The following is a 16,019-nucleotide window of genomic DNA, read 5'->3' as shown; positions in this document are numbered from 1 at the left end:
GATCAGCGCCCGCCCGCCGCGCCGCGATTGCCGCGCCGCGCGCCGCCGCCCGACACGCCTTCCTCGCCCGAAAGCTGGCCGACGATCACCGCCATGCCGGGCTTGAGATCGCCGCCCGTCACCACCGTCAGCGAACCGTTGCTCTTGCCGATCGTGATCCGCACCGGCCGCGGCGTGCCGTCGTCGCCCTTCACATAGACGGTCGCCTTGCCCGCATTGGTCGGGCTTTCGCCCGCGCCGTTGCCGACGGTACGGCGGCGCCGGTTCGGCACCAGCGCGCTGGTGATGCCGCCGCTCTCGCTCGCGGCAGGCGTCGCGGCAACCGGCGGGGTAAAGCGCAGCGCGGCGTTGGGGACGAGCAATGCGTCTTTCTGTTCGGAGGTGATGATATCGGCAGTGGCCGTCATCCCGGGGCGCAATTCGAGCGTCGGGTTGCTGACCGACAGATCGGCGGCATAGGACACCACCTGCCCGGTCGAACTCGCCGTCGAACTGGTCGTCGACGACGCGTCCTGCACCGTCAGGTTGGAGCCGAGATCGACGCGCGTGATTTCAGCCGGGAAGGTCTTGCCCGGAAAAGCATCGACGGTGAAGGTCGCGCGCTGGCCTTGCTTGATCTGGCCGACATCGGCTTCGTCGACCGAAACCTCGAGCTTCATCTTGGACAGATCTTCCGCGATCACGAACAGCGTCGGGGTGTTGAACGACGCGGCGACCGTCTGGCCCGGATCGACCTGCCGCGCGAGCACCACGCCCGTCACCGGCGACCGGATGATCGCGCGGTTCCGCTGGGTCTGGTTCTGCGCGAGGCTGGCCTCGGCCGCGGTGACATTGGCCTCGGCGACCTTGAGCGCGCCCGCAGCGCGGTCACGATCGGCGATCGCGCTATCCATCTCGGTTTTGGCGGGCACGCGGCCGGCCGACAGGCGGCTGACCTCCTGATAGCGCGCGAGCGTGGCGTTGGCCTGCGCCAGCGTCGCGCGCGCCTGCACCACCGAGGCATTGCTCGCGGCGAGTTGCGCCCGGCCGGCGCGGATCTGGTCGTCGATCTGCTCGGGGTCGATCTGCGCGAGCGCCTGCCCCTTGGTGACGCGATCGTTGACGTCGACCAGTACCTGCGTGACCAGCCCCGAAAGCTGCGAGCCCACCGTGACCTGATTGACCGGCGCGAGCTTGCCCGTCGCCGACACGCTGGTCGTCAACGCCCCGCGGGTCACGTCCTGCGTCGCGAACGACGGCCCCTCGCTCTTTTTGAGGAAGTGCGCGGCGAGCACCACCAGCAGGATCGCACCGAGCCCGAGCACCGCCCACAGCACGCGCCGCCGCCACGCCGGCTGCGGCTTGGCGCCAAGGAAATCCTCGATGTCATCGGCGGGGGAAAAAGCCTGATCGGCCATCACGGTTCCTCGGCGGGCTGGAAGGTTGCGGGCGTATCGGGGGCGACGGGCACCTGTTGGCTGTCCCAGCCGCCACCCAGCGCCAGATAGAGCTGGACGAGCGCGGTCGCCTGATCGGCCTTGGCCTGCGTCAGCCCGTTACGGGCCGACAGCAACTGGCCTTCGGCGGTGTTGAGCGTGGTGAAATCGGTCAGCCCGGCGCGATATTGCACGCGCGCGAGGATCGCCGAATTGTTGGCGGCATCGAGCGCGATTCCATATTGCGCCGCGCGCTCCCTGGCGGTGTTCATCGCGACGACGGCGTTCTCGATATCCTCCAGGCTGGTCAGCACGGTACCTTTGTACGCGGCGAACGCGGCCTCTGCCGCGGCCTCGTTCGCGCGCACCTGCGACCGCCGCCGCCCGCCGTCGAAGATCGTCTGCGCGAGGTTGGCGAACATCTGCCCGCTGATGATGTCGAACAGATTGCCGATCGCGGTCGCATTGGTCGACACGCTGCCGCCGATCGACAGCCCCGGATAGAGTTGCGCCTCGGCGATGCCGATCTGTTCGACCGACGCGGCGAGCGCGCGTTCGGCGGCACGCACATCGGGCCGCTGGCGCAGCGTATCGGCGGGAATGCCGATCGCGACCGCCGCATCGGCCACCGGGATCGGCTTGACCGCTTCCATCTCGCCACGCAGCGCGCCGGGGGCCTGCCCCGTCAGCACGCCGAGCCGCGCTACCGCCTGACTATAGGATTGCTCGATCGACGGGACCGACGCGGCGGTCTGCGCGCGGGCGGCGCGCGCCTGTTCCTGATCGAGCGACGAGACCAGCCCGGCCTGCACGCGGAAGCCCGTGATCTCGAGATTGTCGTCCTGGATCGCAAGCGACTGGCGGGCATTGGCAAGCTGCGCCTGATAACCCCGTGCAAGCACGTAATTGCGCGCGATCTCCGCCTCGGTCGAAATCAGCACGGTCGCGTAATCATAGCCCGCGCCTTCATATTGCGCGCGGCTGGCGGCAACGCCGCGACCCACCTCGCCGAACAGCCCGAGTTGGTACGACACATTGCCGCCGACCGAAAAACTGTCGCCGGCGGTGCGCGAGATCGTGGTGACGGTGCCGTCGGGCAATGTCACCGTGCTGGCACCGGCGATATCGAACGAGCGCGAATAGCCGCCCGATCCCGACACCTGCGGCAGCCATTGCGCGCGTGACTGGATCAGCCCTTCATGCGCCTGCCGCAGCCGCGACACCGCCTGCGCGACCGAAAGGTTGCCGGCGCGTGCCTGTTCGACCAGCCGGGTGAGCAGCGGATCGTCGAAGCGCGTCCACCATGCCGACAGATCCTCCTGCGCGCGGGCATCGGCGGCGACCGAGAAGCGATCGGGCACGCCGAGCGCGCCCGGCGAGGCGGGGCGATAGTTCGGGCCGACCGCGCAGGCGGCAAGGCTCGCCGCCGGCACCATCAGCAACAGGGAGCGCAATCGAGCCATGCCAATCAGATGACCGCCGTGTCGTCAGGCGTCCACCGATTTATTGTCGCAATTTGTAACGGTTCGACCACGAGCCGTCGAACGATCGCCGGTTATTCCAGTTCCAGAATGACCGCATCGACCGCCAGACTGTCCCCCGCCTTGGCGTTGACCTGCCGGACCGTCCCCGCTTTGGTGGCGCGCAGGATATTCTCCATCTTCATCGCCTCGACCACCGCGAGCGGCTGCCCCGGCTCGACACGGTCGCCCGCATCGACATCGAGCCGCACCAGCAGCCCCGGCATCGGGCAGAGCAGGAAGCGCGAGAGGTCGGGCGCCACCTTCTCGATCATATGCGCGGCATAAGGTGCGATGCGTGCCGGCAGCACGCGCACGACATGGCTGGCGCCGCGCGTCGTGAGGCGGAAGCCCGCGCGGACCGGGGCGATGCGGAGGGTCAGGGTTTCCCCACCCTGCTCGACCTCGATCATCCGATCGCCGGGCGTATATTCCATCGCCAGCGGCAGATCCACGCCGTCGACCGCGATGCCATCGGCCGAGACGCGGACGGCGTGGTCGACACCCCCGATCGTCACCGACCAATCGGCGGGCGGGCGCAGCCGGCGGCCGAGCTGGCCGTCGATCCGGCGCGCGCGATCGGCCTCGGCGGTGGCGGCAAACGCCGCGACCGCGCCGAGCGTGCGCAGCAATTCGGGCGCGGCGGGCGCACCGGTGAAGCCGTCGGCATATTCCTCGGCGATGAACCCGGTGGTGAGCGCACCCTCGCGGAAACGCGGGTGCTGCATCAGCGCCGAGAGGAAGTCGATATTGTGCCCCGGCCCCTCGATCTCGAACGCATCGAGCGCGGCGACCTGCGCGTCGGTCGCCGCCTCACGCGTCGGCGCCCAGGTGATCAGCTTGGCGATCATCGGATCGTAGAACATGCTGACCTCGCCGCCCTCGGCCACGCCGTCATCGACGCGGACCACTACTCCCCTCCCGCTTGCGGGAGGGGCCGGGGGAGGACTTGTTTCGGAGGAGGCGCTCTGCGACACGCCCTCCCCTAGCCCCTCCCGCAAGCGGGAGGGGGACGCGATGGGCGGATTATACCGCACCAGACGCCCGATGCTGGGCAGGAAGCCGCGATAGGGGTCTTCGGCATAAACGCGCGTTTCGATCGCCCAGCCGTCGAGCGCCACGTCGGCCTGCGCGAACGCCAGTTTTTCGCCCGCGGCGACGCGGATCATCTGCTCGACCAGATCGAGCCCGGTGATCTCCTCGGTCACCGGATGCTCGACCTGAAGCCGGGTGTTCATTTCGAGGAAGTAGAAGCTCTCGCCGGTGGGATCGGCGCCCGAGACGATCAGTTCGACCGTGCCGGCCGAATAATAGCCCACCGCCTGTGCCAGCGCGACCGCCTGCTCGCCCATCGCCTTGCGCATCGCCGGCGTCACGAACGGCGACGGCGCTTCCTCGACCACTTTCTGGTGACGCCGCTGGATCGAGCATTCGCGCTCGCCGAGATACACGACATTGCCATGCTGGTCGCCGAGCACCTGAATTTCGATATGGCGCGGGTGTTCGATGAACTTCTCGATGAACACGCGGTCATCGCCGAAGCTGGCGAGCCCTTCGCGCTTGGTGGCCTCGAAGCCCTCGCGCACATCGGCCTCGGACCAGGCCAGCCGCATCCCCTTGCCGCCGCCGCCCGCCGAGGCCTTCATCATCACCGGATAGCCGATGTCGCCGGCAATCTTCACCGCCTCGTCGGTATCGGCGATCTCGCCAAGATACCCCGGCACGACGTTGACCCCCGCTTGCTTCGCGAGCTTCTTCGATTCGATCTTGTCGCCCATCGCGGCGATGGCTTTCGGGGGAGGCCCGATGAACGCGATCCCCGCCTCGGCACAGGCGCGTGCAAAGCTCTCACGCTCGGACAGGAAGCCATAGCCGGGATGGATCGCGTCGGCGCCGGTCTCCTTCGCGGCGGCGAGGATCAGATCGGCCAGCAGATAGCTCTCGGCGGCGGGCGGCGGGCCGAGCCGGACGCTCTCGTCGGCTTGTCGCACATGCGGGCTGCGCGCATCGGCATCCGAATAGACCGCGACGGTGGCGATCCCCATCTTCTTGGCGGTGCGCATCACCCGACACGCGATCTCGCCACGATTGGCGACCAGGATTTTCTTGAACACCTTCTTCTCCCCTCCCGCCTGCGGGAGGGGCCGGGGGAGGGCCTGTCCGCAAGCGTTCGATCACGTTGGAGGGACAGGCCCTCCCCTAACCCCTCCCGCAAGCGGGAGGGGGACTATGGGTCGCCGTGCATGAACATGCCGAAATAGAACATCGCCACCAAAAGAAGGATAAGCACGGCAACGGCCAAACCAAAGGCGCGGCGCCAGTTCACTCCGTCACCGCTCTTGTAAAACTTTCGTCATGCCGGGCTTGATCCGGCATCCCGCTGCCTTCGCCACCGTCGAAGAAGAAGTGAGCCCCCCGCTCAAGGCCGGGGTGACAAGGATGGGCGAAGTTCACGCCACCGCCTCACACACCCGCATCGGCTCCTCGCCCGACAGCGGCGTCAGACCGAGCTTGGCGAACAGCGCCGCGTCCTTGTCGTCACCGGCATTGGCGGCGGTGAGGAGCTTGTCGCCGGTGAAGATCGAATTGGCGCCCGCGAGGAAGCACAGCGCCTGCGTCGCCTCCGACATGCTCTCGCGGCCCGCCGACAGGCGGACCATCGAGCGCGGCATCGTGATCCGCGCCACCGCCACGGTGCGCACGAACTCGATATCGTCGATCTTGGCCATCGGCGTGTCGGCGAGCATGTCGCCGAGCGGCGTGCCCTTGACCGGCACCAGCGCGTTGACCGGCACGCTTTCGGGATGGCGTGGCAGCGTCGCCAGCGCATGGACGAAGCCGACGCGATGCGCGCGCGTCTCGCCCATCCCGACGATCCCGCCCGAACACACGTTGATCCCCGCCTCGCGGACGTGGGCAAGCGTGTCGATCCGCTCCTCGAAGGTCCGCGTGGTGATGACGTTGCCGTAATTCTCGGGCGCGGTATCGATATTGTGGTTGTAGTAATCGAGCCCCGCCGCCTTGAGCTGCGCCGCCTGGTCGGGTGTGAGCATCCCCAGCGTCATGCAGGTTTCCATCCCCATCGCCGCGACGCCCTGCACGATCTCGACGATCGCGGGCATGTCGCGGTCCTTGGGATTGCGCCACGCCGCGCCCATGCAGAACCGCTGCGAGCCGGCGTCCTTGGCCTGCGCGGCCGATTGCAGCACGCTGCGCACGTCCATCAGCCTGGTCGCCTTGACCCCGCTGTCGGCGCTCGCGGATTGCGAGCAATAGCCGCAATCCTCGGGGCAGCCGCCGGTCTTGATCGAGAGCAAGGTGCACAATTGCACCTCGCCCGCCGCATGGTGGGCACGGTGGACCTCGCCCGCGCGAAACACCAATTCGGTAAACGGCAGATCGAACAGCGCGGCGATCTCGTCGCGGGTCCAGTCGGTGCGGGGCTCGACACTCATGCTGCGTCGAGCGCCTGCGCGATATCGGCGATGATGTCGTCGATATGCTCGATGCCGACCGAGACGCGCACGACCTTGGGCCCGGCACCCGCCAGTTCCTGTTCGTCGAGCGACAATTGGCGGTGCGTGGTCGAGCTGGGATGAATGATGAGCGAGCGCGTATCGCCCATATTGGCAACGTGGCTGAACAGCTTGACCGCGCTCACCAGCCGGACGCCGGCGTCATAGCCGCCCTTGAGCCCGAAGGTGAACACCGCGCCGCCCTTGCCGCCCAGATAGCGCTCGGCCAGCGCGTGATAGCGATCGCCGGGCAGCCCCGCATAGGACACCCATTCGACCTTGGGATGCTTCTGCAACCACTCGGCGAGCGCGAGCGCGTTGGCACAATGCCGCTCCATGCGCAGATGCAGCGTTTCCATGCCGGTGAGCGTCAGGAAAGCGTTCATCGGCGCCATCTGCGGGCCGAGATCGCGCATCCCCAGCGCCCGGCAGCCGAGAATGAAGGCGAGATTGCCGAACGCCTCGGTGAAGACCTTACCGTGATACGAGGGGTTGGGCTCGCTGAGATACGGATATTTGCCCGCCTTGGCCCAATCGAACTTCCCCGAATCGACGATCACGCCGCCCACCGAATTGCCGTGGCCGTTGAGGAATTTGGTGGTCGACTGGACGACGATGTCGGCGCCGTGCTCGATCGGGCGGCACAAGACCGGGCTGGCCAGCGTGTTATCGACGATCAGCGGCACGCCCGCATCATGCGCGATCTTCGCGATCGCGGCGAGATCGGACACCACGCCGCCGGGATTGGCGAGGCTTTCGACGAACACGCAGCGCGTCTTGTCGGTGATCGCGGCGGCGACATTGGCGGGATCGTCGGTATCGACGAAGCTCGCATGCCAATCCATCTTGCGGAAGCTGTGGCCGATCTGGTTGAGCGACCCGCCATAGAGCCGCGTCGACGCGACGATATGGCAGCCGGGCTCCATCAGCGTGTGAAAGGCGAGGAACTGCGCGGCGTGCCCCGAAGCGGTCGCCAGCGCGGCCACGCCACCTTCGAGCGCGGCCATCTTGCCTTCGAGCGCGCCGTTGGTCGGGTTCATCAGCCGGGTGTAGATATTCCCCGGAATTTCGAGATCGAACAGCCCGGCGGCGTGATCGACATCGTCGAACACGAACGACGTCGTCTGATAGATCGGCGTGACCCGCGCCTTGGTGGTCGGATCGGCTTCGGTGCCTGCATGAACCGCCAGCGTGTCAATCTTCTGCGTCGTCACTCGTCATTCTCCTCGATCGGCGGCAGGTTATGGCCGAGCAGCCGGAGCACCTCGCCCGCTGCGTCGACCAGATTGGTGCCCGGGCCGAAAATGGCCTGCACGCCTGCGTTGCGTAAAAAATCATAGTCCTGCGGCGGAATCACACCCCCCGCGACCACCTTGATGTCCGCCCGGCCCGATTCCTTCAAGAGCGCGATCAATTCGGGGATCAGCGTTTTGTGCCCGGCGGCAAGGCTCGACGCGCCGACGACATCGACGTCTTCGGCCAGCGCGAGGTCGCGCGCTTCGGCCGGCGTCTGGAACAACGGGCCTGAAATCACCTCGAATCCCATGTCGACGAACGCGGAGGCGACGACATTGGCGCCGCGATCATGGCCGTCCTGCCCCATCTTGGCGACGAGGATGCGGGGCTTCCTGCCCATCCGCCGGCCGACCGCGGCGATCCCCTCGACCGCGCGGCACCAGCCCGCATCATCCTGATACGCGGTGCCATACACGCCCTTGATCGGGGTAACCCCCACGGCGTGGCGCCCGAACGCCTCCTCCATCGCCGCCGACATCTCGCCCAGCGTGCAGCGCGCGCGCGCGGCCGCAACGCACAAGGCGAGCAAATTGGCATCGCCAGCCGCGCCCGCGCGCAGCGCCGCCTGCGCCGCCTGCGCGGCATCTTCGTCACGCCCGGCTTTGACCTGCGCGATCCGCCCGATCTGGTCGGCGCGGACCTTGGCATTGTCGATATCGAGGATATCGATCTCGGCCTGCTCGGCGAGCCGGTATTTGTTGACGCCGACGATGACGTCCTCGCCCTTGTCGATCCGCGCCTGCCGGGCCGCCGCGGCGCGCTCGATATGCTGCTTGGGGAGCCCCTGTTCGACGGCATGGGTCATCCCGCCGGCGGCTTCGACTTCCTCGATCAGCGCCCAGGCCTTGTCGGCCAACTCGCGGGTCAGCGCCTCGACATAATAGCTGCCGCCCAGCGGATCGACGACATGCGTCATCCCGGTTTCTTCCTGGAGGATGAGCTGGGTGTTGCGCGCGATCCGGGCCGAAAAATCGGTCGGCAGCGCCACCGCTTCATCGAGGCTGTTGGTGTGGAGCGACTGCGTGCCGCCAAAGGTCGCCGCCATCGCCTCGATCGTGGTGCGCACGACGTTGTTATACGGGTCCTGTTCGGTCAGCGACACGCCCGAGGTCTGGCAATGCGTGCGCAGCATCTGGCTGCGCGCATTGCCGCCGAAACCGGCGATGATCCGCGACCAGAGGGTGCGTGCCGCGCGCAGCTTGGCGACTTCCATGAAGAAGTTCATGCCGATGCCGAAGAAGAAACTGAGTCTTCCCGCGAAGGCATCCACTTCAAGTCCGCGATCCAGCGCGGCGCGGACATAGGCCATGCCGTCGGCAAGCGTGAAAGCCAGTTCCTGCACCGCCGTCGCCCCGGCTTCGTGCATGTGATAGCCGCTGATCGAGATGCTGTTGAAGCGCGGCATGTGTTCGGACGTATAGGCGATGATGTCCGCGACGATCCGCATCGATGGCTCGGGCGGATAGATGTACGTGTTGCGGACCATGAACTCCTTGAGGATGTCGTTCTGGATCGTGCCTGACAGCCGATCCTGCGCCACCCCCTGTTCCTCGGCCGCGACGATATAGAAAGCGAGGCACGGCAGCACCGCGCCGTTCATCGTCATCGACACGCTCATCTCGCCGAGCGGAATGCCGTCGAACAGGATCTTCATGTCGTCGATCGTGTCGATCGCGACACCCGCCTTGCCGACATCGCCGGCGACGCGCGGATGATCGCTGTCATAGCCGCGGTGGGTCGCCAGATCGAACGCGACCGACAGCCCCTTCTGCCCCGCCGCGAGGTTGCGGCGGTAGAAAGCGTTCGATTCCTCGGCGGTGGAAAAGCCCGCATATTGCCGGATCGTCCACGGCCGCCCTGCGTACATCGTCGCCTTCACGCCGCGCGTATAGGGCGCGAAACCCGGCAGGCCCGGCCAGGCATCGGCCGCATCCGCATCGGCGCCGGTATAGAGCGGCTTGACCGCGATCCCCTCGGGCGTGTGCCACGCAAGGTCGGCGCCCTTCACCTCCTTGTCGGCGAGGGCCTGCCAATCGGACAGGGTCGGCTTGTCGGTCATCTTACGAACTCACGTCACCGGCGAAGGCCGGGGTCCAGTTGGGAAAGCGGCGGAAGGACAGGATCACGCCCCCCGGAACGCGGCTTTGCGCTTCTGGAGAAAGGCCATGCCGCCCTCCATCGCATCTGCGGTACGACCGGCGCGGCGCTGGTTTTCCGCCTCGCGCCACATCGCCGCGACGTAATCGTCGTGCAGGCCCTGCTGCATCTGCTGGCGGATCAGCCCGAGCGCCACCGTCGGCCCCGCCGCCAGCCGCGCGGCGAGCGCCAGCGCGTCGGCATCGAGCGCGTCGTCGGCGACGACCTTGTGGATCAGCCCCCAGTCGAACGCCTTGGCCGCCGGAATCCGCTCGCCCAGCATCATCATCTCGGCGGCGCGCGCGCGCCCCACCAGCCGCGGCAGCATCCAGCTCGCACCGCCATCGGGGACCAGCCCGATATTGACGAACGCCTGGAGGAAATAGGCGGCCTCGCTCGCGACGCAGAAATCGGCGGCGAGCGCGAGACTGCACCCGATCCCCGCCGCCGGCCCGCGCACCGCCGACACGACCGGCACCGCAAGCGCCGCCAACTTGGCGATCAGCGGGTGATAATGTTCGGTGAGGCCGATGAAGAATTGCTGACCGGGATCGTCGCTGCTCCGCGCACCGCCCGCGACATCGGCACCCGAACAGAAGCCGCGGCCGGCCCCCGTCATCAGCACCGCCCGCGCGCCCTCGAGCGCCTCGACCGCCACGCCGATTTCGTCGAACATCGCGGGCAGTGCGGCGTTGAGCCGATCGGGCCGGTTGAGCGTCACGACCAGCACATCGCCGTGTCGCTCGGTCAGGATATGCTTATAATCAGCCATTTGATCTCCTTTCCTCTCGTCGTGCGAGAGGAATCAATGCCCACCCTCAGGCGTTTCCATCAGCTCGATCAACACGCCGCCCATGTCCCTGGGGTGGACGAACACCACCGGCGTGCCATGCGCGCCGATCCGCGGTTCGCCGAGCACGCGCGCGCCCTTCGCGGTCAGCGCGGCGGCGGCGGCGTCGATGTCGGGCACCTCGAAGCAGAGATGGTGCTGCCCGCCCGCCGGGTTCTTCGCAAGGAACGCCGCGATCGGCGAATCCTCCCCCAGCGGCTCGAGCAGCTCGATCTGGCTGTTGGGCGCATCGACGAAGCACACGCGCACCTTCTGCGCGGGCAGATCGAACGCCTCGCCGATCGCCTCGGCCCCGAGCAGATCGCGATAGCGCGCCACCGCCGCCGGAATCGACGGCGTGGCGATGCCGATATGGTTGAGTCGTCCCAGTGTCATCGCATCCTCAGCATTGCGGCAGCCGCGAGGCGCCTTCGAGTACATAGGCACCGTCCTTCATCACATAGCGATCGTCGAAGCTGGCCGCGCCGGTGTAATGGACGGTGAAGCCCTGCCCGCGCTCGATCTGCGTGATACGGCCCGTGAACGACTGGCCTTCCTCACCGCGCGCGCCGGTATCGTCATAGACCATCCGCACCTGCGCCAGTTCGACCGGCCCGGCAGCGGTGAGCTGGGTCAGGATCGTGGCCCCGCAGGTATAGCCCTGCCCGGTAAAGCCGCCCTCGGCGACGATCACGGGGGTGTCGGCGAACGCATCGGAGATCGACCAGTCGGTCATGTGGCCGAAGCTGCCGATCTCGATCGCCCTGGGGAAACGCTGCGCCACGGCAAAGCCGTCGTCTTCGGGCGTCAGATAGGCAATGTCGAGCCGCCCGGCGGCGGCGTGCGGGGCATCATCCGCCTGCCCCTCGCTCACCAGCACCGGCCCGAACGGTGCCAGCACCAGCTTTTGGGTGTCGAACGCATAGCGGCTGCTATCTTCGTCTTGCAGCGTCGTGCCGGCGGGCCATACGGCCTTGACCGCGGCGGCCAGTTGCTCGGGCGAGGCGACGCTCGGCGACGGCGGGCTCGCCGAGACCAGCGGCACCGGCGACGCGCGCACGACCGGCGCCGGCCCGCCCGGCGTCGCACGCCCGAACACCGCCCACGCGATCACGCCGATGACGACGAGCACGCCCAGCGCGATCACGATCAGCGTGCCGAGACGATGGGGCCGGGCGTCAGTCATGACCCGGCGCGCTCACAGCGGAATATTGTCATGTTTCTTCCACGGATTCTCCAGCGCCTTGCCGCGCAATTTGCGCAGGCCCAGCGCGATGCGGCGGCGGGTCGAATGCGGCTGGATCACCTCGTCGATAAAGCCCTTGCTCGCGGCGACGAACGGGTTGGCGAAACGCGCTTCATATTCCGCCGTGCGTTCAGCGATTTCCTCAGGTGTCTTGCCACGGAAAATGATCTCGACCGCGCCCTTCGCGCCCATCACCGCGATCTCGGCGGTCGGCCAGGCATAGTTGAGATCGCCGCGCAGATGCTTCGACGCCATCACGTCATACGCACCGCCATAGGCCTTGCGCGTGATGATGGTGATCTTGGGGACGGTCGCTTCGGCATAGGCGAACAGCAGCTTGGCGCCGTGCTTGATGATGCCGTTATGCTCCTGCCCCACCCCCGGCAGGAAGCCCGGCACGTCGACGAAGGTCACGATCGGGATGTCGAATGCATCGCAGAAGCGCACGAAGCGCGCGCCTTTTTTCGACGAATTGATGTCGAGGCACCCTGCGAGCACCATCGGCTGGTTCGCGACCACGCCCACCGTGCGCCCCTCGATCCGGCCGAAACCGATCAGGATATTGCCCGCGTGCGCGGGCTGGACCTCGAAAAAATCGCTCTCGTCGAGCACCTTGCGCACGGCTTCGTGCATGTCATAGGGCTGGTTGGCCGAGGGCGGGATCAGCGTATCGAGGCTCGGCTCGATCCGGTCCCACGGATCGGCGGTCGGGCGTTCGGGCAGCTCGGCGCGGTTCGATGCGGGCAGGAAATCGATGAAATCGCGCGCCGCGAGCAATGCCTCGATGTCGTTCTCGAACGCGATATCGGCGACCGATGATTTGGTGGTGTGCGTGATTGCGCCGCCTAGCTCTTCCTGCGTCACCACCTCGTTGGTGACGGTCTTGACGACATCGGGCCCGGTTACAAACATATAGGACGAATCCTTCACCATGAAGATGAAGTCCGTCATCGCCGGTGAATAGACCGCGCCGCCCGCGCACGGCCCCATGATGAGGCTCAATTGCGGCACCACGCCCGATGCCAGCACGTTGCGCTGGAACACTTCGGCATAGCCGCCGAGCGAGGCCACACCCTCCTGGATGCGCGCGCCGCCCGAATCGTTCAGCCCGATCACCGGCGCGCCGACCTTCAGCGCCATATCCATGATCTTGCAGATCTTCTGCGCGTGGCGCTCCGACAGTGAGCCGCCGAACACCGTGAAATCCTGGCTGAACACGAACACCAGCCGACCGTTGATCGTCCCCGATCCGGTGACGACGCCGTCGCCCGGCACGATCTGGTCGGGCATCCCGAAATCGACGCAATTATGCTCGACGAACATATCGAGTTCTTCGAAACTGCCCTCGTCGAGCAGCACGTCGAGCCGCTCGCGCGCGGTCAGCTTGCCCTTGGAATGCTGCGCGGCGACCCGCTTCTCGCCACCGCCCGCGCGCGCCTCGGCGCGGCGGCGTTCAAGTTCCTCGATCGTCGACAGCATCACTCTCTCCCTGGGCGCAGGTCTTCTGTTCAGCCTCGGCGCACCGATTGCAAATGTGAATTTGCAAAGTTGCGAATACGAACCTTGCAAAGTACCACGCCGCCATGGTCCATACCCGCCTTTACGCCGGCGAACGGCTGCGTGCGCTGCGCCGCGGGCTCGGGCTCGGCCAGCCGGCGATGGCGGCACGACTCGGGCTGTCGGTCAGCTATCTGTCGCAGCTCGAAAACGACGCGCGGCCGCTAACGGCGGCGGTGATCGCGGCGCTCACCCGCCATTATCCGGCGCTGATCGCGGCGATCGACGGCGAGGCGCCGGCGCGCCGGATGGGCGCGCTCACCGACGCGCTGACCGATCCGGTACTCGATGCGCCGCTCGATCCCGACGGCATTGCACGGCTCGCGACCGAGCGCCCCGACGTCGCCGACCGCGTGATCGCGCTCCACGCCGCGCTGCGCGATGCCGATGCGCGCGTCCAGATGGTCGAGGAAGTGCTTGCCTCGGGCGTCGGCGCGCGGATGCCGTGGGAAGCGGTGCGCGACTGGTTTCACGCGGCGGGCAATTATGTCGATCCGCTCGATCGTGCCGCCGAGGCGCTCGCCGGGGAGATCGCCGGCACCGAGGCGGTGAGCGAGGCCGCGCTCGCCCGCCGGCTCGCAGCCGAGGGCATCTCGATCGCCGAAAGCACCGACGAGGCAGCGCCGATGCGCGATTTCGATGCGGCGCGCGGGCTGTTGACGATCAACGCCACGCTCCCCGCCGAAAGCCGCCGCTTCCTGATCGCGCATCAATTGACCGCGACGGTGTTCGCCAACCAGATCGCCGCGATCATTGTGGGGGCGGAGGTCGGCAGCGACGCCGCACGGACCTTGCTCGGCGTCGGCCTCGCCAATTATGCCGCGGGGGCGCTGATGATGCCCTACACGCGCTTCCGCGCCGCCGCCCGCGCCCTGCGCCACGATATCGACCGGCTGTCGCGCCGCTTCGGGGTCAGTTTCGAGCAGGCATGCCACCGCCTCTCGACGCTGCAACGCCCGGGCGCGGCGGGCGTGCCCTTCTATTTCTGCCGGGTCGACATGGCGGGCAACATCACCAAGCGCCATTCGGCGACGCGACTGCAATTCGCGCGCTTCGGCGGCGCCTGCCCGCTGTGGATGGTCCACGAGGCGGTGGCGATCCCCGATCGCATCCTCGTCCAGCACGCCGAGACCCCCGATGGCGTGCGCTATGTCTCGATGGCCAAGGGACTGGTCAAACCCTCGGGCAGTTTCACGCGTGCGCCGCGGCGTTATGCCGTCGTCTTGGGCTGCGAGGCCGATCAGGCGCGCGATTTCGTCTATGCCGATGCGATCGATCGCGCCGCGCCGCCCACCCCGATCGGGATTTCGTGCCGCCTGTGCCCGCGCAGCGACTGCGACCAGCGCGCCTTCCCCCCCGCCGATCGCGCGATCCGCGTCGATCCCGCGATCCGCGCGATCGTGCCCTATGAAGTGATGTAGCCGGCTCAAGATTGGTTGGCTTGGCATCGCCGCCGTGTTTGGGCACAAGAGCCCGCAAAAGAGGAGAGCCTGCATGACCGACGCCGATTTTTTCCCGATTCCTGCTGATTGGGCGAAGGGCGCGCGCGTCGATGCGGAACGCTATGAACAGATGTACGGGCGCAGCCTGGCTGATCCGGGGAGTTTCTGGCTCGAGCAGGCGAAGCGGCTCGACTGGATCAAGCGCCCCGAGATTGCGGGCGACTGGTCGTTCGACGAGCAGGATTTCCGGATTTCGTGGTTTCGCGACGGCGTGCTCAACGTCGCCGCCAACTGCCTCGACCGCCATCTGGAGAAGAATGGCGACACGATCGCGCTGATCTGGGAGCCCGACGACCCCGCCGACGCACCGCGCCGCTTCACCTATGCCCAGCTTCATGCCGAAGTGTGCCGCTTCGCCAACGTGCTCAAGGCCGAGGGCGTCAAGAAAGGCGATCGGGTCACGATCTATCTGCCGATGATCCCCGAGGCGACCTTCGCGCTGCTCGCGTGCGCGCGGATCGGGGCGATCCATTCGGTGGTGTTCGGCGGCTTCTCGCCCGAGGCGCTGGCCGGGCGCATCACCGATTGCGATTCGAGCGTGCTGATCACCGCCGACGAGGGCCGCCGTGGCGGCAAGCGCGTCGCCTTGAAGGCCAATGCCGATGCCGCCGCCGATCATGCCCCCGCGCTCCGGAAGATGATCGTCGTCAAGGCGACCGGCGGCGAGATCGCGATGCAGCCGGGGCGCGACATCTGGTATCATGACGCCGCCGCCAGCGTATCGGCCGATTGCCCGCCCGAGCCGATGAACGCCGAAGACCCGCTGTTCATCCTCTATACCTCGGGCTCGACCGGCAAGCCCAAGGGCGTGCTCCACACCACCGGCGGCTATCTGCTGTGGTGCGCGCTCACGCATGAAGTGGTGTTCGATTACCGGCCGGGGCAGGTCTATTGGTGCGGCGCCGATATCGGCTGGGTCACCGGGCACAGCTATATCGTCTACGGCCCGCTCGCCAACGGCGCGACGACGCTGATGTACGAAGGCCTGCCCAACTGGCCCGAC

The 16,019-nt window shown here is 67.2% G+C and carries 12 protein-coding genes; 2 read left to right on the top strand and 10 right to left on the bottom strand.

From position 1 onward, the window contains the following. Positions 1–2 precede the first annotated feature (2 nt). From NFE57_RS13150 to NFE57_RS13105, 10 genes are all read right to left on the bottom strand, one after another. The gene (locus NFE57_RS13150) at positions 3–1,397 is read right to left on the bottom strand and encodes an efflux RND transporter periplasmic adaptor subunit (protein WP_252136048.1); all 1,395 of its coding nucleotides are present in this window, start codon (positions 1,395–1,397) and stop codon (positions 3–5) included. Beyond that, entirely contained in the window at positions 1,397–2,878 is a 1,482-nt protein-coding gene (locus NFE57_RS13145; RefSeq protein ID WP_252136047.1) for an efflux transporter outer membrane subunit, read from the bottom strand. Before NFE57_RS13145 ends, NFE57_RS13150 begins: the two co-directional genes overlap by 1 nt. Before the next feature lie 92 nt (positions 2,879–2,970). Then, positions 2,971–4,998 (bottom strand): ATP-binding protein, encoded by a 2,028-nt coding sequence (locus tag NFE57_RS13140; RefSeq protein ID WP_252136124.1) that lies wholly within the window; start codon positions 4,996–4,998, stop codon positions 2,971–2,973. A 387-nt stretch (positions 4,999–5,385) separates the two neighbouring features. Next, positions 5,386–6,390, bottom strand: a complete 1,005-nt coding sequence (gene bioB, locus NFE57_RS13135) for a biotin synthase BioB (protein WP_252136046.1) — start codon at positions 6,388–6,390, stop codon at positions 5,386–5,388. Beyond that, positions 6,387–7,664: an O-acetylhomoserine aminocarboxypropyltransferase gene (locus NFE57_RS13130; RefSeq protein ID WP_252136045.1), complete on the bottom strand. Its 1,278-nt coding sequence runs from the start codon at positions 7,662–7,664 to the stop codon at positions 6,387–6,389. The genes bioB and NFE57_RS13130 overlap by 4 nt, the downstream gene beginning before the upstream one ends. Further along, on the bottom strand, positions 7,661–9,805 hold the full coding sequence (scpA, locus tag NFE57_RS13125; RefSeq protein WP_252136044.1) for a methylmalonyl-CoA mutase: 2,145 nt from the start codon (positions 9,803–9,805) through the stop codon (positions 7,661–7,663). The genes NFE57_RS13130 and scpA overlap by 4 nt, the downstream gene beginning before the upstream one ends. 63 nt (positions 9,806–9,868) lie before the next feature. Next, positions 9,869–10,654, bottom strand: a complete 786-nt coding sequence (locus NFE57_RS13120) for an enoyl-CoA hydratase-related protein (protein WP_252136043.1) — start codon at positions 10,652–10,654, stop codon at positions 9,869–9,871. Positions 10,655–10,687: 33 nt separating this feature from the next. Beyond that, on the bottom strand, positions 10,688–11,107 hold the full coding sequence (gene mce, locus NFE57_RS13115) for a methylmalonyl-CoA epimerase (RefSeq protein WP_252136042.1): 420 nt from the start codon (positions 11,105–11,107) through the stop codon (positions 10,688–10,690). 7 nt (positions 11,108–11,114) lie between these two features. Beyond that, positions 11,115–11,897, bottom strand: coding sequence for a hypothetical protein (locus NFE57_RS13110; RefSeq protein ID WP_252136041.1), 783 nt, complete (start codon positions 11,895–11,897; stop codon positions 11,115–11,117). 12 nt (positions 11,898–11,909) lie between these two features. Continuing rightward, positions 11,910–13,436 (bottom strand): acyl-CoA carboxylase subunit beta, encoded by a 1,527-nt coding sequence (locus tag NFE57_RS13105; protein WP_252136040.1) that lies wholly within the window; start codon positions 13,434–13,436, stop codon positions 11,910–11,912. Positions 13,437–13,540: 104 nt separating this feature from the next. On the opposite strand from NFE57_RS13105, the gene NFE57_RS13100 reads away from it, so the two are divergent. Both NFE57_RS13100 and NFE57_RS13095 read left to right on the top strand, forming a co-directional pair. After that, positions 13,541–14,935 carry a helix-turn-helix domain-containing protein gene (locus NFE57_RS13100; RefSeq protein ID WP_252136039.1) on the top strand — a complete coding sequence of 465 codons (1,395 nt, stop codon included), beginning with the start codon at positions 13,541–13,543 and terminating at the stop codon, positions 14,933–14,935. Positions 14,936–15,008: 73 nt separating this feature from the next. Then, the coding region (locus NFE57_RS13095; RefSeq protein WP_252136038.1) for an AMP-binding protein at positions 15,009–16,019 on the top strand (1,011 nt) is incomplete at its 3' end.

Source organism: Hephaestia sp. MAHUQ-44 (assembly GCF_023806085.1).
In the GTDB taxonomy this organism is placed as follows: Bacteria; Pseudomonadota; Alphaproteobacteria; order Sphingomonadales; family Sphingomonadaceae; genus Sphingomonas.
The sequence above is the reverse complement of the archived record's forward strand: the minus strand, read 5'-3'. Positions and strand labels throughout refer to the sequence as shown.